This window comes from Sphingomonas sp. Leaf67 (assembly GCF_001421965.1).
In the GTDB taxonomy this organism is placed as follows: Bacteria; Pseudomonadota; Alphaproteobacteria; order Sphingomonadales; family Sphingomonadaceae; genus Sphingomonas.
The window spans coordinates 436894-462967 of sequence record NZ_LMLP01000001.1 but is presented as its reverse complement, the minus strand read 5'-3'; the positions used below and the strand labels follow the sequence as shown (position 1 = coordinate 462967).

Below are 26074 nucleotides of genomic sequence, written 5' to 3'. Positions count from 1 at the left end.
TTTCGCTTGCGCTAACGGACCGCTGCGTGCCCCTGTGGTGAAATTGGTAGACGCGTCCGACTCAAAATCGGATTCCGAGAGGAGTGCTGGTTCGAGCCCGGCCAGGGGCACCAATTTCGCGAGTGCCGGGTACCTCGCCCGGCATCGACGGACGATCTGCCAGGATATGGTCGTCATGAACGAAGATGAATCGTCCGTCGAACGACCGCGCCGCCACAGCGTGATCCTGAACGCTCGGATCGAAACCCACGGTCAGGTCGTCGAATGTCGCGTCCGCAACCTGTCCGAAACGGGCACATGCATCGACAACCTTGCCGATCTCGCCGCCGGCGACCGGGTATTGATCACCATGGGTACGGTCCACCATGTCGAGGCGACCGTACGCTGGGTCGATAACGGCCGCGCCGGGCTGCATTTCGAGGGCGTGACGGTCGACATCGCCGCTGCCCGTCGTCCGCGCGGAACGGTGGTGCCGGCGTCGCGCACGGTCGCGGGCTGGCTGGACAATATCCACAGCCCCTATCGGCGCGGCGAATAGCGCCCGTCCACCGACGCCCGGGTCACGCGCCGCTGCGGCAATACAGATCGAGAAACTGCTGATGCGTCGGCAACGCCGCCACCCGGGCCGCGATCCCGTCGTTCAGGTCGCGCAGCACGGCGGCCAGTTGCCCCGGCGGCATCATTTTTGCCAGCGGGTGATGGGCCGCCGGTTCCAGCCGCTGGCCCAACATCACCTGCAGCCATGATCCGACGCGGAACAGGTCGTCGGCCGACTGATAGGCATGCGCCCCTTGCGCAAACAGCGCGATGCGTTCTGCCAGCGTGTCGGGCGGCGCGATCTCGCGCCGTTCGCGCCAGAAGGGTTCGGGCCGCTGGTTCAGATGATAGTGCAGCAGCACGAAATCGCGCACCGCCTCGATCTCGCGGCGCGACTGTTCGTTGAAGCGCGCCCGTGCCGCTTCGCCCGGATGGCCGAACGGCAGCAACTGGACGAGGCGGGTGAGCGCGATCATCACCATATGGATACTGGTCGATTCGAGCGGTTCGACGAATCCGCTCGACAGGCTGATCGCCACGCAATTGCGTTCCCATGTCGTCAGCCGCCGCCCGGTGCGGAACCGGATCAGCCGCGGCTCGATCAACGTCTGCCCCTCGACCGACGCCAGCAGCCGGTCGCGGGCGGCATCGTCGCTCAAATGGCGCGAACTGTAGACCAGCCCGTTGCCGACCCGGTGCTGGAGCGGGATCTGCCAGCGCCAGCCGGCGTCGTGCGCGATGGCGCGGGTATAGGGCGGGGCGGGGCCGGTCGCGACCGTCTGCACCGCCAGTGCGCGATCGGTCGGCAGCCAATGGCCCCAATCCTCGAACCCTACGCCCAGCGTCTGTTCGATCAGCAGCGCGTGGAACCCGGTGCAATCGAGGAACAGGTCGCCCGCGACGCGCCGTCCGTCGGCCAGCACCAGCGCGGCGATGTCGCCGCTCTCGCCCGCGCGTTCGACGCGGGCGATCTTGCCCTCGACCCGGGTAAGCCCCTGCGCTTCGCTGCGGGTGCGCAGATAGGCGGCATAGCGTCCGGCATCGAAATGATAGGCATAGTTGAGCGGCGCGTCGGGCCCGGTCGCGAATCGACCCGCCTCGGCAGCCTCGTGTTCGAGGCAATAGGCGCCGATCGGTCCCGCCGCGCCCTGCGCCCGTGCCTCCAGCCAGAAATGCTGGAAATCGCCCATCCAGGTCGATCGACCGACCTCACCGAACGAATGGATGTAGCAGTCGCCCGCCCGCGCCCAGTTTTCGAACGCGATGCCCAGTTTGAAGCTGGCCCCGGTCGCGCCCATGAATTCGGCTTCGTCGAGACCGAGCAGCGCGTGAAACGAACGGATGGTCGGGATCGTCGCTTCGCCGACCCCGACCGTGCCGATCGCTTCGGATTCGACCAGCGTCACCTCGACCAGCGACGACAGCTGCCGGGTCAGCAGCGCGGCGGCCAGCCACCCCGCTGTGCCGCCGCCCGCGATCACGATCCGCATGCGCGTCATCGGTTCAGCCTTTGCAACAGGCGCGCGCGCAACCGGCGGGCGGCGGGTTCGTCGAGCGGGGCGAGGTCGCCCTGGATCGCGGCGGGCAGATGCGCGCGCGCTTCCTCCCCGCCGCTCCACACATAATGGTCGAACATCGCCGCCCACGCCGCCCGCTCCGCCGCCGGGCGCTCACGCAGCGACAGCAGCGCGTGGAGCAGGGTGGTCATCGGGCTGTCGGCAAAGGCGGGAGCGTCGTTCCACCAATAGTTGATCATGGCGTTGAACGGCGACAGTGCCTCGACATTGTGCCACCACAAAGCCGGGTAGAAGAGCACGTCGCCCGGCTCCAGCTCCGCAACCTGCGCATGCGCCAGCGCCTCGGCAAAGCGCGGGAAACGGTCGTGATCGGGCGCGCGCAGATCGACCATGCTGACCACCTGTCCGCCGGGCGTCGGTTCGAGCGGCCCGGGATAGAGGTTGGCGACCTGATCGGGCGGGAACAGGGTGAAGCGCCGCCGCCCGACCATGCACGCGGCCAGATTGTTCGACATGTCGTAATGCGTCGCGGCGGTCGTGCGGTTGCCGATCCAGATGCTGACCATCGGCGTGGGCGTCCCGGCGGGCCATGGCAGGTCGTTCTCGCCGCGCAGTCCGGGCAGATACAGGTCGAGGTCGGTCGACCCGACATAGATGGCGGGGGCGGCGGGATCGTTCCGTCCACCGACGATGCGGTCGAGACAGGCGGTCAGCCCGACCCGGTTCGCATCGAAATTGAACCCGCTGCAATCGTCGCGGTAGAAGAACCGCCCGCCCATCGCCGCATCGCCGGTAAAGGCGACGACCGGCCGCCCGCCATCGAACCGCTTGAGATAGGCGATGGCGGCATCCGGGCCGTCGCGCCCCGCTGCGACCAGCGGCCAGCCGGCGGCAAGGCCGCGCAGCACCACCGGCTCGTTCGCCGCGACCAGCGCCGCCGGCGACCAGTCGCCCGTGCGCGCCGCCTCGATCGACCGGACGACGCGCGGGTGGGTCATGCGGCGTACCGCCGTTGCCGCCGCTCGATCAGCCGCGGGATATTGTCGAGCGACGCCGACGCCATGAACGCGGCGCGCAGCGCACCGCTACGATGCAGCGTCGCCAGCGTTTCGGCATCCAGCGTATCGAGCCGGTCGTCAGCGACGACGAGGATCTCGGCGATGGCACAGGTCTGGCCGTCGCCCAGATCGACGTCGATCGCGGTCGGGCGCAGCAATCCGGCTGCCTCCCATGCGGCGAAGAGGGGGGCGTTGATCGCCTGCCCCTCGCGAATGACGCCCAGCACTGCTTCGACATGCGCGAGATAGGGCGCAGTGCCGCCATGGCGCAGATAGAGCGACTCGCCCGAACCGTCGCGCCGCACGCGCGGATCGTCGAGGTCGATGCGCACACCCGTTCCCGACGGATCGGCGACGAACGGTCCGCGCTGGCGGACGGCGGGAATATAGCTTGCCGACCAGCCGCCGTCGGAACCGAGAAACAGATTGTCGTCAGGGTCGAGCCCGAGCAGCGCGACGGCATAGATGCCGCCACGATCGTCGCGCCTGAACAGGATCGGATAGTCGCGCTGCGCCGCCTCGAACTCGTTGGGGAACAGGAGCACCTGATTCACCGCATCGCCATGCGCGGCGTCGTGCACCACCGTGACGGTCAGGTCATGATGGTCGACATTGTTGAGCAGCACGGGGTTGGGCATCGCGATCCTCGGGGCAGGGTGCCGCCACGTTATGAAGAAGCGGTGGCAAGGGAAAGAGCCGTTCGGCAGTCCGAACGGCCCTTTCCAGTAACTTGACCGCGATCAGAAGCGGTAGCGGGCGCCGAGCAGGAAGCGGGGCTTCAGTTCCTGCGCGAACACTAGCGCGTTGCGATCGCGTCCGTACTGCACCAGCGGTTCGCTGGTCAGGTTCACGCCCTCGATCGACAGCGCCATGCGGTCGTTCAGGTCGTAGCTGATGTTGAAGTCGAGCGTGCCGAACGGCGCGACGAACAACGGGTTGCGGCTGTCGCCCTGGTTGGTTGCGGCAAGGAACTTGTCGCGCCAGTTGTACGACACGCGCGCCGACAGCCCGCTCTTGTCATAGATGATCGAGCCATTGGCGCTGTCGCCAAGCCCCGTCAACGCGAACACGTTGACGCTGGGGTCGGCGGCGATGTCGGCATTCACGTCGCCATACACTTTGGTATACGACGCCTGCACGCCGAACCCGGTGTTGCCAAAGAAGTGCTGCCCGGCCAGTTCGAAGCCATAGATATGGCCGTCGCGGTTATTGACCGGCTGCGACACCGCGAAGTCGTAGAGCGGGTCTTGTCCATTGGCGAAGATGTCGACCGATTGCAGGATGCTGTTGACGTAATCCTGGTTCAGCGCGCCCGCTGCGTTCCGGTTCGCCTGGAAATTGGCGTCGGCCTGGGCGGTATTGCCGCCGTTCTGGCTGAGCAGCGCGGTGTAGGTGAACAGGTTGACGTCGCTGAGGTCGGCACCCAGCGCGCGCAGCCGGTCGGCCGCCGTGCCCGATCGCGTGCCCGCTGCCCCCGACGACGGATCGCGCAGGTCGAACAGGCTGCGGTTGAAGACGCCGGTGCCGATGAAGTTGCGCACTCGCTTGTCGAAGAAACCGAGCGAGACATAGCTCGACGGCTTGTAATACCATTCGACCGACACGTCGAAGTTATCGGAAACCAGCGGCAGCAGCCCGGCATTGCCGGAGGTGCCGGTCGGACGACCGCCCAGCGCCACCGGCCGGGTCGGCGCACCTGCCGTGGTCGATGCGAACAGGTTGCCGTAATCGGCGCGGGCGAGGGTGCGGCTGGCGGACGCACGGGCGATGAAGTTGTCGAACACCTCGATATTGAAATCGACCGCCGGCAGCAGGTTGGTGTAGCTGCCACGCTGCGTCACCGTCGACGCGGACGACGAGATGACCGACGAGAAGTCGTTGTCGGCATCCCATTTGATCGCCGACGGGATCGCCTGCAACGCGGTCGAGCGGACCTTGGTCTCTTCGTACCGGGTGCCGAACACCAGGTTGGCGGTGCGCCCGGCGATCTCGCCCTTCCACGTGATCTGGCCGTACACGCCCCAGATCTTTTCGCCGACGCTATCGAAATCATTGGCGGTCGTGTTGATCGGGTTGGCGGCATAGAAGTTCGAGAACAGGTCGTTCAGCACGACCGCATTGCCGCGGAACGCCGTCCGCTTCACGTCCGCCGGGCTGAACGTGTCGAATTTGCAGTCGAGGCAGAAAGTCTTGACGACGTTCGACGCCAGCCGTTGCACGATGCCCGGATCGGTAATGCCCCAGTCGCCGAGCTGCTGCTGCGTCTGCACCCGCGCGCTGGTCATCTGCGCATCGGTATAGGTGCCGCCGAAATCGAACCGGCTACCGCCGCCCAGATCCCAGCCGAGATCGGCGCGACCGCCATTGATCCGCTGCCGCTGGGTCGCGGTGTTGGTGCGCGCGATCTGCGTGCCGAGGTCGCCGATGTCGAGGACGCCGTTGCCGTTGCCGTTGATCGTGTCGTTGATCGTCTGCGTCACCTGCGGGAAGCCGGTGCTATAGTCGATCGCCTGGCTGCTGATGACCGGCGCGCCGAGCGACACCAGCGTCACCGACGTGCCGTTGGCGGCATCCGGCGTCGACTTCGACACGGCATGATAGCCATCGAGGTTCAGCGTCAGATTGTCGGTCATCTCCCACTTGCCGTTCAGGCCGTAGGATTGCAGCTGGGTCTTGGTCGCGCGGAATTGCTGTTCGAACCCCTGATCCTTTACGCCGTTGATCGATTCCGCGATGAAGTCGGGCGTTGCGATCACGTCGTTGCCGTTGAAGCGGATCTGGCCGAACGGGCGGTTGAACCAGTTGGTCTGCTCGCTGCGCTGCTCCTCCAGCCGGTTCTGCGCGAACAGCGCGTCGGCGGTGAAGGTCAGCCGGTCGGTCGGGGCGAGTTGCAGCACCGCCTGCCCGTTGATGCGCTCGCGCTTGTTCTCGGAGAACTGGTAGCGGCTGTCGTTCGGGATCAGCGCGAAAGGGGTGGTCGGCCGGTTCTCGATCTGCGTCTGCCCGTTCACATACGGGCCGGCGGGGTTGAGGACGTTGGCGGTCGGTACCACGGTGAAATAATTGGGCGCGCTCTGTGCCGAGGTGCTGTCGCGCCGTTGATAGCTGCCGAACACCGACAGGCCGATGCTGCGCGAGTCGTTGCGCCAGCTGAGCAGCCCAGACACTTCGGGCAGGACGCGGGCGCCTTCGCCGGCATTGGTGCTGACGTCGTGCAGCGCCTTCACGCCGAACGACCCGGTGACGCCGGTTTCGCGCGAATCGAGCGGCTTGCGGGTGACGACGTTGATCGCCGCGCCGATGCCGCCCGACGGGATCGCGGCGCGGCCGGTCTTGTAGACCTCCAGCGCCGATACGCCTTCGGACGCGAGATTCTGGAAATCGAACGAGCGGCCGGTGCCGCGTGCGAAGTCGCCCGCGCCGCTGGTGTCGACGTTGGAGGCGGGCAACTGACGCCCGTTCAGCGTGACGAGGTTGAACCCGCCCGAGAAGCCGCGGACCGAGACCTGCGAGCCTTCGCCGTTGACGCGGTTGATCGATACGCCGGTGATGCGCTGCAGCGACTCGGCAAGGTTGGTGTCGGGGAACTTGCCGATATCCTCGGCCGAGATCGCATCGACGACGCCCGCCGAGTTGCGCTTGATATCGATCGCGCGGTTCAGCGACGCGCGGATGCCAGTGACGACGATCTCGCCGCCATCTTCCTGCACGGGGTCCTGACCGGTCGGCTGGGCGATGCTTCCCGCCGTGCCTTCGGTCGCGCCCGGCTGGGCATTGGTGGCGGTATCGGTGGTCTGTGCGGCGGCGATGCCCGGTGCGACGGACAATGCGGCGAGCGCAATGGTCGAGGACGTGCGCGCGAGCGTGCGAAGAAGGTGGCCCTTCATACGGAATCTCCCCTAAGTGGTTCTGACGGTTCAATCCGTCCATCATTCTCGCCGGATGATCCGGCTGTGGTAACGCTACCAATCTGTCCAGCGTTGTCAATGCGCGAACGGTGTGATTCGCCGCTGCTAAGATATTATCTTGTATTCTTTTTTGGTCGGGATTGATGTCCTGTGTGCGGCGGGAACGGCGCATTCCCGACGTTAACCGTAAGTTATCGCCTCACCGCTACTACCCGTGGATCGATACGACAGCGCGTCCGTGCGGAAGCGTTTCGGGGGGGAGCAGGTTGACGATGAGATGGTTCAGCAAGGACGCACCGATCCGCACGAAATTCCTCGTCATGGGGATCGTGTATGTCGCGTTGATGTGCGTCCCGTTCGTCACGACGGTGCTGGCCGTCAACGAGACGCTGTCCGAACCGGTGTTGCTGGGCATCACCAGCGCGACCGTCATCGTTGCCATCGTGCTCGGCGTTCTTTTCCGTAACATCGTCTGCGGACCTTATGTCGGCACGGTCGAACGGATGGAGGGGCTCGCGCAAGGCGACCTGACCACGCCGATCGGCTTCGCCGACCATAAGGACTGTGTCGGTCGCATGTCGCGGGCGATGGAAGTATTCCGCGAGAACGGCCGGGTGGTGAAGGAAGCGGCGGCCGCGCAGCAGCAGGTGGTCGGTTCGCTGGGGCAGGGGCTGTCGCGTCTAGCCGCCAGCGACGTTACCTATCGCATCGAACAGAGTTTCCCGTCGGATTACGAACGCCTCCGCATCGATTTCAACGCGGCGATGGACGCGGTGTCCGAAGTATTGTCGGCCGTGCGCGATGCGACCAGCGGTATCAACAACGGAGCCAACGACATTCGTCAGGCATCCGACGACCTGTCGCAGCGCACCGAGCAACAGGCCGCCAGCCTTGAAGAGACCGCCGCGGCGATGGACCAGATCACCAGCACGGTGAAGGAAACCGCCACCGGTGCCAGCCGCGCCAACATGGTGGTCATCGAAACCCGCGACGAAGCCGAACAGTCGGGGGACGTCGTCCGCCGCGCGGTGGAGGCGATGAACGGCATCGAGCGCGCCTCGGGCGAAATCGGCGACATCATCAGCGTGATCGACGGGATCGCGTTCCAGACGAACCTGCTGGCGCTGAACGCCGGTGTCGAAGCGGCGCGGGCCGGCGATGCGGGCAAGGGCTTTGCCGTCGTCGCCAGCGAAGTCCGGGCACTCGCCCAGCGGTCGGCCGATGCGGCCAAGGACGTGAAGTCCAAGATCACCGCTTCTTCCGAACAGGTCGCCATGGGCGTCGAACTGGTCAGCGAGACCGGCAAGGCACTGCAACGGATCATCAACCGCATCGGTGAGATCAGCACGCTGGTCGGCACCATCGCCACCTCGGCCGATCAGCAAGCGACCGGCCTCCAGCAGGTCAACACCGCCGTCGGCGAGATGGACGGGGTGACGCAACAGAATGCGGCGATGGTCGAACAGGCGAACGCTGCTGCCCGGACCCTTGCCGAAGAGGCACAGGAGCTCGCGCGACAGGTCGCCCGCTTCACGGTCGACAGCGGCAGCTACCGCGGCGGCATGAGCATGGGCGGGGGCGGCCATGTCCAGCAGATGCCGAGCGCGGTGCACCGCCTGCAAGCCCGCGCCGCGCAGGTCGGCCGTGAGATCGCCCGCGGATCGCGCAAGAAGGTCGCTGTTGGCGGCGGTGGCGGAGCCGCTGCGGCTGCACCGGTCGTCAACGAAGACGACTGGTCCGAATTCTGATCGCTCCGGCGACCCACGTCTTTTCCGAACAGGAATTTCCGATGCCTATCGTACTCGCTCCCGTGCTCGACACCGCCGCCGCCGCTCCGCTTCGGCTGACGCTGCGCGCCGCGATCGACACCGGTCAGTCGATCATCCTCGACGCATCCGCGGTCGAGCGGATCGGGCAGGCCTGCCTGCAGATCCTTGCCGCCACCGAAGCGGCGGCGGACCTTGCCGGCCTCGATTTCCGCGTCGTCGGTGCCAGCCCCGCCTTTGCCGACATGGCCACGCTGGCCGCGCTCGACACCCTTCTCGCCGCCTGATTCCGGAGCGAACCCATGGACCTCGACGCAATCCAGCAGATCTTCTTTCAGGAGTGCGAGGAAGGTCTCGCCGCGATGGAAGGCAATTTCGCGTTGCTGCGCGACGGCGACCGCGATTCGGAAACGATCAACGCCGTCTTCCGCTGCGTACATTCGATCAAGGGCGGGGCAGGGGCGTTCGGTCACGAACGTCTGCAGGCCTATACCCATCAATATGAAACGCTGCTCGACCTGATCCGCAACGGCACGCTGGAACTCACCTCACCGCTGCTCGACGTGGTCATGGGCGCGTTCGACATGCTGGCCGACCATGTCGCCGCCGCCCGCGATGGTGGCACGCCGCCGTCCGACGCGGCGATGCTCGACCGGCTGTCGGCGGCGGCGGGCGGCGATACCGCCCATGGCAGCTCGGCTAAAGCGGTGGCGGCCCCGGCTGCGGCGGAACCGGCCCCGGCCATCTCCGACGACTTCGACGATCTGATGTCGATGCTGGGCGATGTCGCCCCGTCCGAAGAGGGCGCCGATGCCGATGACGGCTGGCGGCTGCGCTACGAACCGGGTGCCAAGGCGTTCGAACATGGTGCCGAACCGCTGCTGCTGCTGCGCGAACTGACGCTGCTGGGTGGCAAGGTGACGCAGTGCGATCGCAGCGCGCTGCCGGGTCTCGACGCGCTCGATCCCGAAACCGGCTATCTGGCATGGGACGTGGCGTTGCCCGCCAGCGTTGCCGAGGATGATATCCGTGCGGTCTTCGAATTTTCGGACAGCAACGCGATCACGCTCGGCAAGGGCGCGCCGGAAGCGTCGATCATGGACGATGTCGATTCGCTGTTCGACTTGCTCGACACGGTCGCCGCACCGGTAGCGGCGGTCGAGGAACCGGTCGCTCCGCCGCCACCCCCGCCGCCCGCGGCTGCGCCAGTGCCGGCTGCGGTTGCGCCGGCACCGGCGGCTCCGGCTCCGGCTCCGGCGGACGAGAAGGCCGCGCCGCGCGCCGCGGCGGCTGTCGCCCCGGCGGCGCAGACGATCCGCGTCGACCTCGACAAGCTCGACCGTCTGGTCAACCTGGTCGGCGAACTGGTCATCACCCAGGCGATGCTCGCCCAGCGTCTTGCGGAAAATGCGATGGGCGGGATTTCCGAGCTCAACGACCTCGAACATCTGACGCGCGAATTGCAGGAATCGACGATGGCGATCCGCGCGCAGCCGATGAAGACGGTGTTCAGCCGCGTACCGCGGATCGTCCGCGAACTGGAGGGCGAGACCGGCAAGCGTGTCCGCCTCGAAGTCGACGGCGAGATGACCGAGGTCGACAAGACCGTCGTTGAACGCATCGGCGAGCCGCTGACCCACCTGATCCGCAATGCCGTCGACCACGGCCTCGAAATGCCCGACGTGCGCGTCGCCGCCGGCAAGCCGGCCGAGGGCGTCGTCCGCCTGTCGGCCGCGCACCAGTCGGGCCGCATCGTCATCACCGTCGCCGACGACGGACAGGGTATCAACCGGGCGCGGGTGAAGGCCAAGGCGATCGAGAAGGGCATCATCCTGCCTGATGCGGTCCTGAGCGATGAAGAGATCGACAACCTGATTTTTGCGCCGGGCTTTTCGACTGCGGCGGCGATCACCAACGTCTCCGGCCGCGGCGTCGGCATGGACGTGGTGCGCAAGAACATCCAGGCCCTGGGCGGACGCATCGGCATCCAGTCGCGCGAAGGCTTCGGGTCGAGCTTCTCGCTCAGCCTGCCGCTGACGCTGGCGGTGCTGGACGGCATGATCGTGACGGTCGGCGAACAGACGTTCGTCATTCCGCTCGGCCACATCGTCGAAAGCCTGCGACCGACCGAGCTGACGCTCAACCGGCTGGGGCCGGAGGGGACGCTGCTCGACGTGCGCGGTTCCTATGTGCCGGTGCTGCGTATCGCCGATCATCTCGGCATCGCCGGCGCGCAGCGCAACGCCACCGACGCGGTGCTGATCGTGGTCGAGGGCGATCATGGACAGGCCGCGCTGCTGGTCGACTCGATCCAGGATCAGCGGCAGGTCGTCGTAAAGAGCCTTGAGGCCAATTATCAGGCGATCGACGGCGTGGCCGGGGCGACGATCCTCGGCGACGGGCGCGTCGCGCTGATCGCCGACGTCGACGCGCTGACGTCGCGCAGCCGCTTCGCCAACCGCGCGCCGGCGGCCATCGCGGCATGAGCGCCACCGCCGCCCTCGACAACGGCCGGACACGGGAGTTCGACTTCCAGACGGCCGACCACCGCGCGATCGCCGCGCTGGTGTATCAGGAGGTCGGCATCCTGTTGCCCGACGGCAAGGCGCAGCTCGTCTATGGCCGGATCGCGCCGCGGGTCCGCGCCTGCGGCCTGTCGAGCTTCGCCGATTATGTCGCGTTCATCGGCCGCGATGCCGAAGAGCGCGCTCGTACGGTTGATGCACTGACCACCAACCACACCAGTTTCTTTCGCGAAAACCATCATTTCGAGGATTTCGTCGGGCGCATCTGGCCGGGGCTGGTCGACCGGCTGAACAAGGGGGGCCGCGTCCGCCTGTGGTCGGCGGCGTGTTCGAGCGGCGAGGAACCCTATTCGTGGCTGATGGCGGCGTTCGGTGCCGACCGCAGCCTCGCGCAGCGACTGCTCAAGGCCGATCTGCGGATGCTGGCGACCGACGTGTCGCCCAGCGTCCTCGAAAAGGCACGGGCCGGGCAATATTCGAAGGAAACGATGCGGACCGTGCCTGCCGCGCTGCGCAGCGCATGGACCCGGGGGGAGGGCAACGATCTGATCGTCGACCCGCTATTGCGCGACGCGATCGCGTTCCGGCCGCTCAACCTGCTCGGCGACTGGCCGATCAAGGGGCGGTTCGACACGATCTTCTGTCGCAACGTGATGATCTATTTCGACGAACCGACGAAGGAAAAGCTCCTGGCCCGGCTCGCCGACCGACTGGAGGTGGGGGGGATGCTGTACATTGGTCATTCGGAGCGGTTGCTCGGCGCAGTAATTGATAAATTCCGTCCGATCGGTCGCACCGCCTATCAGAAGGTGTCGGCATGACCGTCCGCGCGCTGATCGTCGACGATTCCTATTCGATGCAGGCGATCATCCGTCGCAAGCTGCAGGCCGATCCGACGATCGAAGTCGTCGGCACCGCCGCCAGCGCGGACGAGGCACGGGCCCAGATCAAGGCGCTCGACCCCGATGTCGTGACGCTCGACATCGAGATGCCGGGGATGAGCGGACTCGACTTTCTCGACCGGTTGATGCGGCTGCGCCCGACGCCGGTCGTGATGTTGTCGACGCTGACCGCGCAAGGCGCGGAGGCCAGCCTGACTGCGCTGGAGCGGGGGGCGTTCGACTGTTTCGACAAGAACCGGCTGATGGCGCACAACGACCATAGCGGACTGGACCTTGCCGATCTGGTCCGCGCGGCGTCGCAGACGCGGCCCGCCGCGCGGGTCGTGCCGGCGGCCCCGGTCGTCCACGAACGTGCGACCTATACGCCGCGTCCCGGATCGATGATCGCGATCGGCGCGTCGACCGGCGGCGTCGAGGCGCTGATCGAACTGCTGTCGGCGTTTCCCGCCAACTGCCCGCCGACGATGATCGTTCAGCATATGCCCGCGACCTTCACGCCCAGCTTCGCCGCCCGGCTCAACCGGCTGTGCGCGCCGAGCGTCGAGGAAGCGCGCCCCGGCGCGGTGCTGGGCGTCGGCAAGATCTATCTCGCGCCGGGTGGCGAGCGTCACATGGAACTGGCGGGTACCGGCGACCGGCGGCATTGCCGCCTGCTCGAAGGCGACAAGGTCAACGGCCACCGCCCGTCGGTCGACCGGCTGTTCCATTCGGTTGCGCGTCTGGCCGGACGCGATGCCACCGCCGCGATCCTGACCGGCATGGGCAGCGATGGCGCGGAGGGGATGAAGGCGATGCGTACCGCCGGTGCGATGACCTTCGGTCAGGACAAGGCGACCAGCGTCGTGTACGGCATGCCCGCCATCGCGTGGCAGATCGGCGGCGTTGCCGAACAATTGCCGCTGCGCCGCATCGCCGGCCGGCTGCTCGCCGAATGTGCGCTGTGAACGCCCTGTCCGCGCGGGACGGTCTGCGCCGGGTCACCGTGGCGCAGGGCGAGACTCAGGTCAGCCGCGAACCCGATGTCGTGCTGACCACCGTGCTGGGCAGCTGCGTCGCCGCCTGCTTCTACGATCCTGTCGCGCAGATCGGCGGCATCAACCATTACCTGCTGGCGGACGGCACGGCATCGGACCAGGCATCGATGCAACGCTACGGCGTTTACGCGATGGAAGTACTTATCAACGCAATGTTGACCATGGGTGCCGCAAGATCGCGTTTGCGCGCACGAATCTTCGGCGGTGCAACGATGCGGGAAGGATTTCGTGATATCGGAGGTGCCAACATCGCCTTTGCCCGCACCTTCCTGCGCAACGAGCGGATCGCGCTGGTCGGCGAGGACGTCGGGGGGACGCGGGCACGCCGCGTCGAGTTTCGCGCGGCGGTCGGGCTTGCCCGGTGCCGGTCGGTCGTCGATGCGGCACCGCCGGTGATCGTGGTCCGCAAACCACCACCGCCACCCGCCGCCGTCGGCGACGTGGAATTTTTTTGATGACTGATTTCGTACCGAGGGAGCCTACCGTGGCAAAGACGATCCTGACCGTCGATGATTCGCCCAGCATGCGGATGTTGCTGCGGGTGGCGTTGACCGACCTGGGCTATAGCGTGATCGAGGCGGAGGACGGCGTCCATGCGCTCGAAAAGCTCGACGGCGTGCAGCCCGACCTGCTCATCACCGACATCAACATGCCGCGCATGGACGGGTTCGGCCTGATCGCCGAAGTGCGCGGGCAAGGGCGTCGCAGCCTGCCGATCCTGGTGCTGACCACCGAAAGCTCGGACGAAAAGAAGCAGCGCGCCCGCGATGCCGGCGCAACCGGCTGGATCGTCAAGCCGTTCCACCCCGAAAAGCTCGCGGCCGCCATTCGCCGCGTGCTGCACTGACCCGTTTCCCGCCCGAGGATTAGAGCATGTCCCGCCAACTTATCACCTTTCAGCTGGGCGACCAGATTCTGGGCGTCGACATCATGGCGATCCGCGAGATCCGCGCATGGTCGCCGGCGACGCCGCTGCCCAACGTGCCGCCCTATGTCCGCGGTGTCGTGAACCTGCGCGGCGTCGTGTTGCCGGTGTTCGACCTGCGCCACCGGCTGAACTGGGGCATGACCGATCCGTCGGCCCGCCACGTCATCATCGTCGTGCGCATCGGTGAACAGTTGCAGGGCATCATCGTCGATGCGGTCAACGACATCGTATCGATCCATCCGGATGCGATGCAGCCGATCCCCGACATGGGCGACACCGAAGCCTCGCGCTTCCTCGAAGGGTTGGCGACGATCGACAATCGCATGATCCTGGTGCTGGCGCTCGACCGTCTGGTCGACCAGCCGGTCGCCGAAGCCGCCTGAAGTACCGCGTAATCTTTTTGGGACACTGACATCATGGCTGCAAGCACCAAGGTTCTCGTCGTCGACGACTCGTTGACCATGCGGGCGCTCATTTCGGGAGCGCTGGAACGGATTCCGGGTGTGGAGGTCGTCGGCCTTGCGGATGGTGCTGCGGAAGCACGTTCGATGGTCGCGTCGCTGAAACCGCACGTCATCACGCTCGACGTCGAAATGCCGGGAATGAGCGGCATCGAATATCTGGCCGAGATCATGGAATCGAAGCCGATGCCGGTCATCATGTTCTCCACCCGCACCACCGACGGCGCGGGCGAGACGATCGAGGCACTGCGGCTTGGGGCGATCGATTGCCTGCCCAAGCCGCGCGTCGCGGCCCCGGCCGAACTGAACGCGATCATCGCCAAGCTGGGCAAGCGCATCAAGTCGGCCCGCAACGCGCCGATGAAGAGCAAGGGGCCGGCGGCAAAGGCCGCGGCACCGATCGACTGGAACGGTCGCCTGATCGTGCTGGGCGGCGATGCGTCGAGCACCGCGTCGATGTTCGGCATGTTCGGTGCGTTTCCCGCCAACTGCCCGCCGACGATCGTCGTGCAGCATCTCGGGCCGGGTCTGGTCGAGGGCATGGTCGAAAAGCTCGGGACGCAGGTCGCGCCGAAGGTCGTCGTTGCGCAGGACGGGATGAAGATCGAGCAGGGCACGATCTATTTCGCGCCGCAGGGCGACCATCACGTCGTCGTCGACGCCTGGCCGTCGGGCAAGCTGCGGTTGCTGGCGCGCGATCCGGTCGCGGGCGAGCGTCCGTCGATCTCGCTGCTGTTCGCCGCTGCGGCCAAGGCGGCGGGGGCCAATGCGGTCGGCGTGCTGATGATCGACGGCAGCGAAGACGGCGGCGGCGGTCTGAAGGCGATGCTGGGCGCGGGCAGCTATGCTTTTTCCCCGGCGGAGGGCGGCGGCGGCCACACGCTGGCGCGGGGTATGGTCACGCAGCCGGTCGGGCCCGACGCGCTGACCGCCAGCGTCCTGAAACTGTGCTCGAAATGAACGCGCCCGTGACCTTTCCGCAGCCGATCCCGATGGGCGGCGCACTGGCCGAAGAACTGGTGCGTGCCTCGCGGATGCTGGGCGACCTCGCCTTCGAACTCGGCAGCGACGAAGCGACGCTGCGCCGGCATCTGACCGGGTTGCAGTCGATCGATCACGTCACGCAGATCCTGCTCAACCTCGCCAGCGTGCTGCGCGGTGGCGACGGGCAGGATCAGCTGTCGGAAGTGACGCTGGAGGACATGCTGGCGCGGCTACGCTGCCACGCCGCCTGACCCGCCCGCCCGGCGACCGACGCTATCCCGGATAGCGCAGCGCCAGCGGCAGGAAACACAGCGCCGCCCCGGCCGCGACCCATGCCAGACCCGGCAGGTTCCGCGTCGCGCGGCCCCCGCCGGCATAGGCGAACGCCCCGTCCGATACCCAGATCAGCTTGAGGAAGCCGATCGTCATCACGATGTTGCCGATCGGAATCGCGACGAAGGCGGCGATGTCGACCATCATCAATGCGGATAATTGCTGACCGCGGACAATGCCGCCTTCAGCCGGTCACGTTCGTCGCGATAGGTCCGCGCCGCGCGGTCGATCTGATTGAATCGACGATCGGCGTCGAGCAACGCGTCCGTCAGACGCTGACGATGAATAAACGGCCACTGCATAGGTCCTCTCCCGATACGACGTCGATATGGGGGGCAGCGAAAGGTGCCGGACGGGACACTGGTCCCGCGCAGTCAGCCGTGGCGATGCCCGAACGGATCGCTAGGCCAAAGACCCGTTAAGCCGTTACTATAGCTTTCTTATGTATGGACGGTGTTCAGTGCTCGGCTACGCGTGGTCCGGGCGCACGGGCCGTGCCGCGGCGCGTTCGTGGGAGTGAGCCTTTCGCTATGCCGTCCTATCCGATCACCGCCGACCTTGCCTCGCGTGGACTGAAACTGTCCCTGAACCGGCACGAGCTCGCCTCGACCGCGACCGTCATCCTCGTCCTCGCGCTGGTCGGCAATCTGGTCGCCGCGCATTATGACGAGGTCACTGCCGCGCTGGTGTTCATGCTGGGCGTCACTGTCGCCGGGGCGGTCGGCGGCCTGTCCAGCGCGCTGATTGCGGCGGTAGCGGCGTTCCTGATCTTCAATTTCTTCATTACCCAGCCTGCTTTCTCGTTCCGGCTGGGCACCGAACGCGATCTGGCACCGCTGTTCATCTTCAACCTGTGTGCGATCGTGACCGGCATCCTTGCCGGGCGGTTGCGCGACCGGTCGGAACTGGCGCGGCTCGGCAACGCCCGGTTGACCAACCTGTTGCGCCTCAGTCGGGCGCTGCAATCGGCCGGGCGGGTCGTCGATATCACCGCCGCGCTGGCCCGCGTCGCCGAACCGATCCTGAACGCACGCCTGACGATCTTCCGGCTGCGGCCGGGCGGTCTCGACCGCGTCGGTCCGGACGAGACCCTGTGCGCGATCGACGATATGATCGCCGCGTTGCTTGCCAGCGACGAAGGGATATTGGTCGAGCGTCCGCTGGTGGCGATCCGGCTGGACGGCAGCGAAGGCGCGATCGGTGTCCTGCTGCTGGAGGAAACCGGCGTCGGCCCGATGGACCTGACCCTGCTCAAGACGTTTGGCGGCAGCGTCTCGGTCGCCTTCGAACGCGCCATCCTGTCGGAACAGAATGCCGAACGTCGCGCAACGGTGAAGGCCGAGGAACTGAAGACCGCGCTGCTCAATTCGGTCAGCCACGATTTCCGCACGCCGCTGACCGCGATCAGCGCCTCGGCGTCGAGTTTGCTGATCTATCGCGACAAGCTGGACGGCGTCACGTTCGAACAATTTTTGCGTCAGATCGTCGACGATTGCGAACGGCTCAATCGCTATACGGCGAACCTGCTCGAAATGAGCAAGCTGGAGGTCGGCGACGACCCGGCATCGTTGCAGACGCTCGGCGTTGCCGAGATGATCGGCGTCGCCATCCAGCGCGTGCGTCCGCGCGCCGGCAACCGCCGGTTCGAAACGGTCGGCATGGACCCGCGACTGGTCGTGTCGGCGAACCCGGCATTGTTCGAACTGGTGCTCATCAACGTGCTCGACAACGCGATCCTCTATGGTCCCGACGGCACCCGCATCGTGCTGAGCGCCGAGGATCTAGGCGATCGCTGTCGCATCGGCATCGCCGACGAGGGTTGCGGTATTCCGGAGGACGACCTAGTCCGCGTGTTCGAGCGCTTCTACCGGGTGCGCCGGAGCGAGGCATCGCCCCGCGGCAGCGGCCTGGGACTGGCGATCGCCAAGGGCTTCGTCGAGGCGCTGGGCGGATCGATCGCGGCGCAGACGCCGGGCGTGGCGAACGGAGGCACGAAGATCGTTATCGAACTGCCGATCGCCAGCGGAATGCCCGCGACATGACCCGCATCCTGATCGTCGACGACGAACCGTCGCTGGTCGCGGTGCTGGAGCCGACATTGCGTGCGGCGGGCTATGACGTGGCGACCGCCTGCGACGGCGATTCCGCTGTCGAGGCGGTACGACGGACCGACCCCGAACTGATCCTCCTCGACCTCGGCCTGCCTGACATGGACGGGAAAGACGTGATCGGCGCGGTGCGCGCGATCAGCGCGGCATCGGTCATCGTGATTTCGGCGCGCCATCAGGAAAGCGAAAAGATCGCGGCGCTCGACGGGGGGGCCGACGACTATGTCAACAAACCCTTCGAGATCGGCGAACTGACCGCCCGCATCCGCGCGGCGGTGCGGCGGCGTGCCAGCGTGCGGGTGAAGCCGCGGACCTATCACAGCGGCCCGCTGGCGATCGACTTCGATGCCCGGTCGGTCCGGATCGAAGACGAACCGATCCGCTTGTCGCGCAAGGAATTCGACCTGTTGCAGGCGCTGGCGATGAGCGCCGGACAGGTCGTCACGCACAAACGGCTGCTCGAGGTCGGCTGGGGATCGCCATCGGCGGACAGTCAGTATCTGCGCGTCTATATCGGCTATCTGCGGCAGAAGCTGGAGGAGGATTCGACCGATCCCCGGCTGATCCTGACCGAACCGGGCGTCGGGTACCGGCTCGCGCCACCGCGCTAAGCTTGTCCGCCCGAGCGGGAAATAAGGGATGGTGGTGCCCCGTGCAGGAATCGAACCCGCGTCTCTTCGTTACAAAGGAAGCCGTTTACCATTAACGTAACGGGGCACTTCCTCGCGCTCTGTACCAAGCGGCGTGCCTCAGCACAACGGCGGGTGAGGCGGGATATTCGACCCGCTCGTCGCGACGGTCTCCGCCTCACCGCACCCCGAACGTCCACCCTTCCGTCCGAGCGACCTGTGGCGTCAGCCCGACCGGTGCCCACAGCGCGCCATCACCCGCGACCTGCCGCAACCAAGCCGCGCTCAACAGCGCGTCGGTGGCATGATCGTCGTAACGGGCGATCGGGACGTGCGCGGCGCTGCCCAGCACCGCCAGCGCCGCATCCAGCGACGCAGCATCGCGCAACTTGCTCAATCCCTTGCGCACCCCCGCCGCCCGCGCGGCGATGGTCGTGTAGATTTCGACGATCACCGGCCCGGCATCGGGCAGCGGATCGAACGGCCAGACCGGGATCGCCCCGCGCAGCCGGTGCAGCACGCGCATACCGGTCAGGCTCGACTTCCCGACCTGCGCCGCGCCGACCAGATTGAAACAGCTGGTCGGCGACAGCCCGGCCAGCAACTGCCGTTCCTCGCACACCCGCAACCGCCCGCGCCCGGCACCGAACAGGTCGCCGCACGCGCGCTGCCGCCGGAAATGTCGCGACAATTCCGCATCGGCGACCACCGACGATGCCGCCAGAAACGGATCGTCCGCCGCCATCGTGTCGACCATCGCCCAGAGTGCCCGCGCATCGGGCGGCGACGCGTCCCAGCCCGGAAAATAGCGGTCTAGGTCGACAAACGGCAGCGCCGGCGACAGGTCCAGCCCGATCACGATGTCCGCTCGCGCTGCCGCCAACCCGACCAGCCAGTCGAGTACCGCCGCACGCGACCATCCGCCTTCGCGCTCGATCAGTTCCGGACCGGCGTCCCCGACCGCGGCGACGGCCAGCCCCTTCGGGTGCGCAACCGCCTGTCCCGACCAGTCGATCGCCGCGAACCGCGTGAAGCGACGGGTCAGGGCCGCTCGCCCCACGCCTTGCGCTGGGTGACCGTCGCCCGGTCCCACCATGCCCGGTGCAGCAGCGTCGCGATCCGATCGCTGGCATCGGTCCCGTAGCGCACCAGCACCACCGGCCAGCCGCGATAATGGTCGGTCTGCCAGAAAGTCGCCGGATCGGTCTCGATCAGCATGTCCTTCTCACCTTCCGCGACATGAAGCACGAAGCTGTCGGACCCGGGCGCGGTCGTGCCCGCAAGCGTCCTGTTCCTGAAACGCAGCGCCGGCTGGCCATAGCTGCTGCCCGGCTCGACGCCTGGCAAAGTGCAGCCGATCGCCACGACCTCGGTCCAGTCCTTCATGACTGACGCCGTTCGTCCCACCACGCCATGCGTTCGGCGATCCGCTGTTCGAAGCCACGCCCGGTCGGTTCGTAGAACCGCTTCGGCGTCATCTCCTCCGGCCAGTAATTCGCGCCCGAAAACCCGTCCTGATGATCATGGTCATAGGCATAGTCCTTGCCATAGCCGATATCCTTCATCAGCCGGGTCGGGGCGTTCAGGATCGACTGCGGCGGCATCAGCGACCCCGTCTCGCGCGCGCTGGCGAAGGCCGCCTTCTGCGCCTTGTACGCCGCGTTCGATTTGGGCGCGGTGGCGAGATACAGGCACGCCTGGACGATCGCCAGTTCGCCCTCGGGACTGCCGAGAAAGTCATAGGCATCCTTGGCGGCGAGGCATTGCACCAGCGCCTGCGGATCGGCGAGGCCGATATCCTCGCTGGCGAACCGCGTCAGCCGGCGCAGGACATAGAGCGGTTCCTCACCCGCCGTCAGCATCCGCGCCATGTAATAGAGGGCGGCCTGCGGGTCCGATCCGCGCAGCGACTTGTGCAGCGCCGAGATAAGATTGTAATGCCCTTCCCGGTCCTTGTCGTAGACCGCGACGCGCCGTTGCAGCAGCGCCGACAGCCCGGCAGGGTCGAGCGGTTCGGGCAGTTGGATCGAAAACAATGTCTCCGCCTGATTGAGCAGGAAGCGCCCATCGCCATCGGCGCTCGCCACCAGTGCCGCCCGCGCGGCATCGGTCAGGGGCAGGGGGCGTTCCTCCGTCGCCTCGGCACGGATCAGCAATTCGTTGAGTGCGGCGGCGTCGAGCCGGTGCAGGATCAGCACCTGTGCCCGGCTGAGCAATGCCGCGTTCAGTTCGAACGACGGATTCTCGGTCGTCGCCCCGACCAGCGTGACGGTGCCATCCTCGACATAGGGCAGAAAACCGTCCTGCTGCGCGCGGTTGAAGCGATGGATCTCGTCCACGAACAGCAGCGTGCGTTTGCCGATCCGGCCATGGTCGCGCGCCTCGGCGAACACCTTCTTCAGGTCGGCGACCCCTGAGAACACCGCCGAAATCTGGGAATAGCGCAGGCCTACCGCATCGGCCAGCAGGCGGGCGATCGTCGTCTTGCCGGTGCCGGGCGGACCCCACAGGATCATCGACGACAGCTTGCCGGCCGCGACCATGCGCCCGATCGCGCCATCCGCGCCGGTCAGATGATCCTGTCCGACCACCTCCGCCAGCGTTGTCGGGCGCAACCGGTCGGCGAGCGGCCCGCCGGTCGGCGTCTCGGGCGGGGGCGGGGCGAAGTCGGCGAAAAGGTCGGCCATGCCGGCAATATAGGGTGCGCGAAAAAACCCGAAAGCCGATCTTGCATACGATCGGTTCAGATATATCTTACCGCTCAAGATATATCGGAGAATGAAGATGCGATTTGGAATTGGATATGATTCATGGACCGGCGGGCCGGGCATGGGCGGGCGTGGCCGACACGGTGGTCCGCGCGGACCGCGCGGGCGGGTGCTGGGCGGTGACGAACTGAAGCTGGTCCTGCTGGCCTTGATCGCCGAGACGCCGCGCCACGGATATGACCTGATCCGCGCGATCGAGGGGAAGACCGGCGGTGCCTATGCGCCAAGCCCCGGCGTCGTCTATCCGACGTTGACGCTGCTGACCGACATGGGACTGATCGATGAGCAGGCGAGCGAGGGGACGCGCAAGCGGTTCGCGGTGACTGAGTCAGGCACGGCGCAATTGACGACCGATGCGGCGCAGGTCGGCGAACTATTCGATCGGCTTGCGGCACTGGGCGAACATCGCGCCCGCACCGATGCCGGTCCGATCCACCGCGCCCGTGCAAACCTGCGCACCGCGATCCATCATCGGCTGGCGGCGGACGTCGACACCGAAACCCTCCACCGGGTCGCCGCCATCCTCGACGAAGCCGCGCAAAAGGTAGAACGCCTGTGACCGACCATACCGCTACCGCAATCGTCGCGACCGCCCATGCCAGCCGGTACCTGCAACAGCTTTGCAAACATTGGCAGCATAACCTGACCGTTGCGTTCGACGCGAACCACGGCACGGTCGTGTTCCCCCGCGACGCGCGCGGGGCCGACCATCCCGGCGATGCGCTGGTGACATTCGACGCCGCCGACGACGCCCTGACCGTCCGCATCGATGCGACCTCGACCGAACAATTGACCGCGCTCGAGGGTGCCGTAGCCCGCCACCTCGATCGCTTCGCCTTTCGCGAAGCGCCGCTCGCGTTCGACTGGGGATGAGGCGCGGCGCGGCTTCGTGCGTTCGGGTCCGATGACCGATTCGATCGACACCCTGCGCCAGCAGATGGAGGCCGCCGCCGCCGCGATGGATTTTGAAACCGCATCGCGGCTGCGCGACCGGATCAACCTGCTGCGCGGCGGTGCGCAGGCGGAGGCGGCGATCGCTGCGGACACCGCTGGCCTGACCCGCCAGCAACCGGGCGCAATGGGACTGGGCACCAGCCGCCAGCGGGTTGAACCGCCCGCCGGCTGGAAACCGCCGAAAAAGCCCGATCCGATGGTGACGCGGAAACGATAGCGTTCGTAGCGATTTGCATCGAACCAAAGCACCGACACGGCGTTGGAACCGCGATGAAGCGATATGTTGTATCTTCGCGCGATCGGGAGCATAAGGCGGCGATGCGCAGTTCCACCGCCCGATCCTGGTTGCACGAAGGTCGCCTCGACCGCGCCGGCATCGTGCTGTCGGCGCTGTGTGCGGTGCATTGCGTCACGACGATCGCGATCATGGCGTTGCTCGCCTCGGTCGGCGGTGCGTTGCTGCATCCCGCGATCCACGAACTCGGCCTCGCCTTCGCGGTGCTGCTCGGCATCGTCGCGCTGGGAGCCGGTTATCTCCGCCACGGCCAGCGTCTGCCGACCGCAATCGGCGGCGTCGGGCTCGCCGTGATGGCGCTGGCCCTGACCCTGCCGCACGGGGTGCCCGAAGCGATCGCGACCCTGAGCGGCGTCGCGCTGCTGGCGTACGGTCATCATCTGAACCGCCGCGCCGGCTGCTGACCGGCTTGCCGCCAACGGTGCAGGCGCTTATCTCATTGCGATGGCGCATGAGCATCACGATCATCACGGCCCCGCGTGGAGCAAGGCTGCCGAAGTCGCGCTGACCCGCGCCGGTGAACAATGGACCGCGATGCGCGCGAGCATTTTCGATGTGCTCACCTCGTTCGACAAACCGGCTTCCGCCTATGACATCGCCGATGCCGTGTCGAAGGCGCAGGGGCGGCGGGTGGCCCCCAACAGCGTCTATCGCATCCTCGACCTGTTCGTGAACGCGAACCTCGCCCGCCGGGTCGAAAGCGCCAATGCCTATCTGGCGAACAGTCATCCCGACTGCATCCACGACTGCATCTTCCTCGTCTGCGACCGCTGCGGACAGACGACGCATATCGACGACGACCGGATCACCGGCAGCGTCCGCTCCGCCGCCAGCGGGGCCGGCTTCACGCCCGTCCGCCCGGTGATCGAGGTTCGGGGTACGTGCGCGGACTGTGCAGGAACGGTGCACGACTGACGCTTTCCCGAAGCATCGTCGCGCTTTGTCCGAACGGCGTGCCACGGACAATCGACACTGTGGCTGACCTGCGATAAGCAAGGATGATGGCCGATCCAATTAGCACGCCGCTGCTCGATACCGTTCAGACGCCCGCCGACCTTCGCAAGCTCTCCGCCGGCGATCTTCGGCAACTCGCCGACGAATTGCGACAGGAAACCATCAGCGCGGTCGGGACGACCGGCGGTCATCTTGGATCGGGTCTGGGCGTCGTCGAACTGACCGTCGCGATCCATTATGTTTTCAATACCCCGGCCGACCGCCTCGTCTGGGACGTCGGCCATCAATGCTATCCGCACAAGATCCTGACCGGCCGTCGCGACCGGATCCGCACGCTGCGACAGGGCGGGGGGCTGTCGGGCTTCACCAAGCGCTCGGAAAGCGAATACGATCCGTTCGGCGCGGCGCACAGCTCGACCTCGATCTCGGCCGCGCTCGGCTTTGCCGTCGCGAACAAGATCGCGGGCACGCCGGGCAAGGGCATCGCCGTGATCGGGGACGGCGCGATGTCGGCGGGCATGGCCTATGAGGCGATGAACAACGCCGAGCAGGCGGGCAACCGGCTGGTCGTGATCCTCAACGACAACGATATGTCGATCGCCCCGCCGGTCGGTGGCCTGTCGGCCTATCTGTCGCGCATCGTGTCGAGCCGGGAGTTTCTGGGCATTCGCGAGACGTTCAAGAAGATCGCCCGCCGCCTGCCGCGCCCGCTGCATACTGCCGCGCGCAAGACCGATGAGTTCGCTCGCGGCATGGCGACCGGCGGTACGTTGTTCGAGGAATTGGGCTTTTACTATGTCGGTCCGATCGACGGTCACAATCTCGACCATCTGATCCCGGTCCTCGAAAATGTCCGCGATGCCGCCGAAGGGCCGATCCTGATCCATGTCGTGACCAAGAAGGGCAAGGGCTATGGCCCGGCCGAGGCGGCGGCCGACAAATATCACGGCGTGCAGAAGTTCGATGTCATCACCGGTACGCAGGTGAAAGCCCCGGCCGGCCCGCCGCAATATCAGAACGTGTTCGGCGAAACGCTGAGCAAGCTGGCCGAGACCGATGACCGCATCTGCGCGATCACCGCCGCGATGCCGTCGGGTACCGGCCTCGACAAGTTCGCGAAGGCGCATTCGGGTCGGTTCTTTGACGTCGGTATCGCCGAACAACATGCGGTGACCTTCGCCGCCGGGCTGGCGGCGCAGGGGATGCGGCCGTTCTGCGCGATCTACTCGACGTTCCTGCAACGCGCCTACGATCAGGTCGTGCATGATGTCTGTATCCAGAACCTGCCGGTCCGCTTCGCGATCGACCGCGCCGGGCTGGTCGGGGCGGACGGCGCGACCCATGCCGGCAGCTTCGACGTGACCTATCTCGCGACCCTGCCCAACATGGTGGTGATGGCGGCGGCCGACGAAGCCGAACTGGTCCACATGACCTATACCGCCGCCGAATATGACGCGGGCCCGATCGCGGTTCGCTATCCGCGCGGCAACGGCGTGGGCGTCGCGCTGCCCGAAACGCCGCAGAAGCTGGAGATCGGCAAGGGGCGGCTGGTCCGCGAAGGGCACAAGGTCGCGATCCTGTCGCTCGGCACCCGGCTGGAAGAAGCGCTCAAGGCCGCCGACGCGTTGGAGGCGAAGGGATTGTCGACCACCGTCGCCGACCTGCGCTTCGCCAAGCCGCTCGACGAGGCGATGATCCGCCGCCTGCTGACCACGCACGAGGTCGCGGTGACGGTCGAGGAGGGCGCGGTCGGCGGACTCGGTGCGCATGTGCTGACCTTCGCCAGCGACGCCGGCCTGATCGACGGCGGCCTGAAGCTGCGCACGATGCGCCTGCCCGATACATTCCAGGACCAGAACGCCCCGCAGAAGCAATATGACGAGGCCGGCCTCAACGCGCCGCAGATCGTCGACACCGTGCTGCAGGCGCTCCGCTGGAACGAAAGCGGGGCCACCGAAGTCCGCGCATGACCGGCCCGCAAAAGGCGGTCGCGATCATCGCGCTGGCGGTGATCGCGGTCGGCTGGTTCAACTGGCGGATGTGGCGGCGGTTTCGCGCGGCAAAGGCCGAGCGGGCTGGGTGGAGCGAGGCGGATTTCGACGCGATGGTCGGCGACAACGGCGTCTCGGCGTCGGTCGCGGCGCTGACCCGCGAACTGGTCGCGCCTTATTATGGCGGTGGTGTCGTTCCGCACCCCGATGACGACTTCGCCCGGTTCCTGCTGATCGATGAGGAAGAGGTCGCCGATCTGGTCGCCGCCGCTTGGGAAAGGCTCGGATTGGCGATGCCGATGCCGGCCGATCCCGTCGAACTGCCACCGATGAAAGACGTGGGCGACCTTGCAAGCCATCTGCAATCGGTCGCGCCGACCGCAACGCCGGCGTCGACCCATAGCTGATCGAGGGTGACGCCG

Annotated in this window: 29 protein-coding genes and 2 tRNA genes; 21 read left to right on the top strand and 10 right to left on the bottom strand. The window is 66.6% G+C overall.

Going from position 1 to position 26074, the window contains the following annotated elements; translation table 11 throughout:
* The first annotated feature begins 28 nt into the window (after positions 1 to 28).
* Together ASE90_RS02280 and ASE90_RS02275 are read left to right on the top strand one after the other, a co-directional pair.
* Positions 29 to 113, top strand: a tRNA-Leu gene (locus ASE90_RS02280).
* A gap of 62 nt (positions 114 to 175) precedes the next feature.
* Positions 176 to 538 (top strand): PilZ domain-containing protein, encoded by a 363-nt coding sequence (locus tag ASE90_RS02275; protein ID WP_162233663.1) that lies wholly within the window; start codon positions 176 to 178, stop codon positions 536 to 538.
* Between the two features lie 22 nt (positions 539 to 560).
* On the opposite strand, the gene ASE90_RS02270 is transcribed toward ASE90_RS02275, so the two are convergent.
* The 4 genes from ASE90_RS02270 to ASE90_RS02255 form a co-directional block, all read right to left on the bottom strand.
* Entirely contained in the window at positions 561 to 2036 is a 1476-nt protein-coding gene (locus ASE90_RS02270) for a tryptophan halogenase family protein (RefSeq protein ID WP_055995363.1), read from the bottom strand.
* Complete coding sequence (locus ASE90_RS02265) at positions 2033 to 3052, bottom strand: cupin-like domain-containing protein (protein WP_055995360.1); 1020 nt, start codon at positions 3050 to 3052, stop codon at positions 2033 to 2035. Before ASE90_RS02265 ends, ASE90_RS02270 begins: the two co-directional genes overlap by 4 nt.
* The gene (locus tag ASE90_RS02260) at positions 3049 to 3750 is read right to left on the bottom strand and encodes a SapC family protein (protein ID WP_055995357.1); all 702 of its coding nucleotides are present in this window, start codon (positions 3748 to 3750) and stop codon (positions 3049 to 3051) included. Before ASE90_RS02260 ends, ASE90_RS02265 begins: the two co-directional genes overlap by 4 nt.
* 102 nt (positions 3751 to 3852) lie before the next feature.
* Positions 3853 to 6999, bottom strand: coding sequence for a TonB-dependent receptor (locus ASE90_RS02255; RefSeq protein ID WP_055995355.1), 3147 nt, complete (start codon positions 6997 to 6999; stop codon positions 3853 to 3855).
* A 293-nt stretch (positions 7000 to 7292) separates the two neighbouring features.
* On the opposite strand from ASE90_RS02255, the gene ASE90_RS02250 reads away from it, so the two are divergent.
* The 10 genes from ASE90_RS02250 to ASE90_RS02205 are packed head-to-tail and all read left to right on the top strand — an operon-like array spanning position 7293 to position 15871.
* Positions 7293 to 8768 (top strand): methyl-accepting chemotaxis protein, encoded by a 1476-nt coding sequence (locus tag ASE90_RS02250; RefSeq protein WP_055995352.1) that lies wholly within the window; start codon positions 7293 to 7295, stop codon positions 8766 to 8768.
* 41 nt (positions 8769 to 8809) lie between these two features.
* Positions 8810 to 9073 (top strand): STAS domain-containing protein, encoded by a 264-nt coding sequence (locus tag ASE90_RS02245; RefSeq protein WP_235531624.1) that lies wholly within the window; start codon positions 8810 to 8812, stop codon positions 9071 to 9073.
* A gap of 15 nt (positions 9074 to 9088) precedes the next feature.
* Positions 9089 to 11272, top strand: coding sequence for a chemotaxis protein CheA (locus ASE90_RS02240; protein WP_055995346.1), 2184 nt, complete (start codon positions 9089 to 9091; stop codon positions 11270 to 11272).
* Positions 11269 to 12132: a CheR family methyltransferase gene (locus tag ASE90_RS02235; protein WP_055995343.1), complete on the top strand. Its 864-nt coding sequence runs from the start codon at positions 11269 to 11271 to the stop codon at positions 12130 to 12132. Before ASE90_RS02240 ends, ASE90_RS02235 begins: the two co-directional genes overlap by 4 nt.
* A complete protein-coding gene (locus ASE90_RS02230) occupies positions 12129 to 13157 on the top strand; it encodes a protein-glutamate methylesterase/protein-glutamine glutaminase (RefSeq protein WP_055995340.1) in 1029 nt (342 codons plus the stop codon). Before ASE90_RS02235 ends, ASE90_RS02230 begins: the two co-directional genes overlap by 4 nt.
* A complete protein-coding gene (locus ASE90_RS02225) occupies positions 13154 to 13702 on the top strand; it encodes a chemotaxis protein CheD (protein ID WP_414888775.1) in 549 nt (182 codons plus the stop codon). The genes ASE90_RS02230 and ASE90_RS02225 overlap by 4 nt, the downstream gene beginning before the upstream one ends.
* A 29-nt stretch (positions 13703 to 13731) precedes the next feature.
* Entirely contained in the window at positions 13732 to 14094 is a 363-nt protein-coding gene (locus ASE90_RS02220) for a response regulator (protein ID WP_055995337.1), read from the top strand.
* 26 nt (positions 14095 to 14120) lie between these two features.
* A complete protein-coding gene (locus ASE90_RS02215) occupies positions 14121 to 14558 on the top strand; it encodes a chemotaxis protein CheW (RefSeq protein WP_055995334.1) in 438 nt (145 codons plus the stop codon).
* 33 nt (positions 14559 to 14591) lie between these two features.
* Positions 14592 to 15596, top strand: coding sequence for a chemotaxis protein CheB (locus ASE90_RS02210; protein WP_235531623.1), 1005 nt, complete (start codon positions 14592 to 14594; stop codon positions 15594 to 15596).
* Positions 15597 to 15604: 8 nt separating this feature from the next.
* The gene (locus tag ASE90_RS02205; protein ID WP_156357825.1) at positions 15605 to 15871 is read left to right on the top strand and encodes a hypothetical protein; all 267 of its coding nucleotides are present in this window, start codon (positions 15605 to 15607) and stop codon (positions 15869 to 15871) included.
* 22 nt (positions 15872 to 15893) lie between these two features.
* Here the strand turns inward: ASE90_RS02205 and ASE90_RS02200 are convergent, their stop codons facing one another.
* Positions 15894 to 16097, bottom strand: a complete 204-nt coding sequence (locus ASE90_RS02200) for a hypothetical protein (protein ID WP_235531622.1) — start codon at positions 16095 to 16097, stop codon at positions 15894 to 15896.
* A gap of 2 nt (positions 16098 to 16099) precedes the next feature.
* The gene (locus tag ASE90_RS19475; protein ID WP_156361384.1) at positions 16100 to 16255 is read right to left on the bottom strand and encodes a hypothetical protein; all 156 of its coding nucleotides are present in this window, start codon (positions 16253 to 16255) and stop codon (positions 16100 to 16102) included.
* A gap of 228 nt (positions 16256 to 16483) precedes the next feature.
* On the opposite strand from ASE90_RS19475, the gene ASE90_RS02195 reads away from it, so the two are divergent.
* A complete protein-coding gene (locus tag ASE90_RS02195) occupies positions 16484 to 17995 on the top strand; it encodes a sensor histidine kinase (protein WP_055995324.1) in 1512 nt (503 codons plus the stop codon).
* Positions 17992 to 18672 (top strand): response regulator transcription factor, encoded by a 681-nt coding sequence (locus ASE90_RS02190; protein WP_055995321.1) that lies wholly within the window; start codon positions 17992 to 17994, stop codon positions 18670 to 18672. Before ASE90_RS02195 ends, ASE90_RS02190 begins: the two co-directional genes overlap by 4 nt.
* 32 nt (positions 18673 to 18704) lie before the next feature.
* On the opposite strand, the gene ASE90_RS02185 is transcribed toward ASE90_RS02190, so the two are convergent.
* From ASE90_RS02185 to ASE90_RS02170, 4 genes are all read right to left on the bottom strand, one after another.
* Positions 18705 to 18778 (bottom strand) — tRNA-Thr (locus tag ASE90_RS02185).
* 90 nt (positions 18779 to 18868) lie between these two features.
* Positions 18869 to 19750 (bottom strand): hypothetical protein, encoded by an 882-nt coding sequence (locus ASE90_RS02180; RefSeq protein WP_235531621.1) that lies wholly within the window; start codon positions 19748 to 19750, stop codon positions 18869 to 18871.
* Positions 19732 to 20076, bottom strand: a complete 345-nt coding sequence (locus ASE90_RS02175) for a hypothetical protein (RefSeq protein ID WP_055995315.1) — start codon at positions 20074 to 20076, stop codon at positions 19732 to 19734. Before ASE90_RS02175 ends, ASE90_RS02180 begins: the two co-directional genes overlap by 19 nt.
* A complete protein-coding gene (locus ASE90_RS02170; protein ID WP_055995311.1) occupies positions 20073 to 21377 on the bottom strand; it encodes a replication-associated recombination protein A in 1305 nt (434 codons plus the stop codon). The genes ASE90_RS02175 and ASE90_RS02170 overlap by 4 nt, the downstream gene beginning before the upstream one ends.
* Positions 21378 to 21474: 97 nt before the next feature.
* On the opposite strand from ASE90_RS02170, the gene ASE90_RS02165 reads away from it, so the two are divergent.
* The 7 genes from ASE90_RS02165 to ASE90_RS02135 all read left to right on the top strand — a co-directional run bounded on the left by ASE90_RS02165 (position 21475) and on the right by ASE90_RS02135 (position 26059).
* Positions 21475 to 22017 (top strand): PadR family transcriptional regulator, encoded by a 543-nt coding sequence (locus ASE90_RS02165; protein WP_055997113.1) that lies wholly within the window; start codon positions 21475 to 21477, stop codon positions 22015 to 22017.
* Positions 22014 to 22331 carry a DUF2218 domain-containing protein gene (locus tag ASE90_RS02160; protein ID WP_055995308.1) on the top strand — a complete coding sequence of 106 codons (318 nt, stop codon included), beginning with the start codon at positions 22014 to 22016 and terminating at the stop codon, positions 22329 to 22331. Before ASE90_RS02165 ends, ASE90_RS02160 begins: the two co-directional genes overlap by 4 nt.
* Positions 22332 to 22362: 31 nt before the next feature.
* On the top strand, positions 22363 to 22629 hold the full coding sequence (locus ASE90_RS02155; RefSeq protein WP_055995305.1) for a UvrB/UvrC motif-containing protein: 267 nt from the start codon (positions 22363 to 22365) through the stop codon (positions 22627 to 22629).
* 101 nt (positions 22630 to 22730) lie between these two features.
* Complete coding sequence (locus ASE90_RS02150) at positions 22731 to 23111, top strand: MerC domain-containing protein (protein ID WP_055997110.1); 381 nt, start codon at positions 22731 to 22733, stop codon at positions 23109 to 23111.
* A gap of 40 nt (positions 23112 to 23151) precedes the next feature.
* Positions 23152 to 23622, top strand: coding sequence for a Fur family transcriptional regulator (locus ASE90_RS02145; protein WP_055995302.1), 471 nt, complete (start codon positions 23152 to 23154; stop codon positions 23620 to 23622).
* A gap of 86 nt (positions 23623 to 23708) precedes the next feature.
* Positions 23709 to 25631, top strand: coding sequence for a 1-deoxy-D-xylulose-5-phosphate synthase (gene dxs, locus ASE90_RS02140; RefSeq protein ID WP_055997107.1), 1923 nt, complete (start codon positions 23709 to 23711; stop codon positions 25629 to 25631).
* On the top strand, positions 25628 to 26059 hold the full coding sequence (locus ASE90_RS02135; protein WP_055995299.1) for a hypothetical protein: 432 nt from the start codon (positions 25628 to 25630) through the stop codon (positions 26057 to 26059). The genes dxs and ASE90_RS02135 overlap by 4 nt, the downstream gene beginning before the upstream one ends.
* Positions 26060 to 26074: the final 15 nt, after the last annotated feature.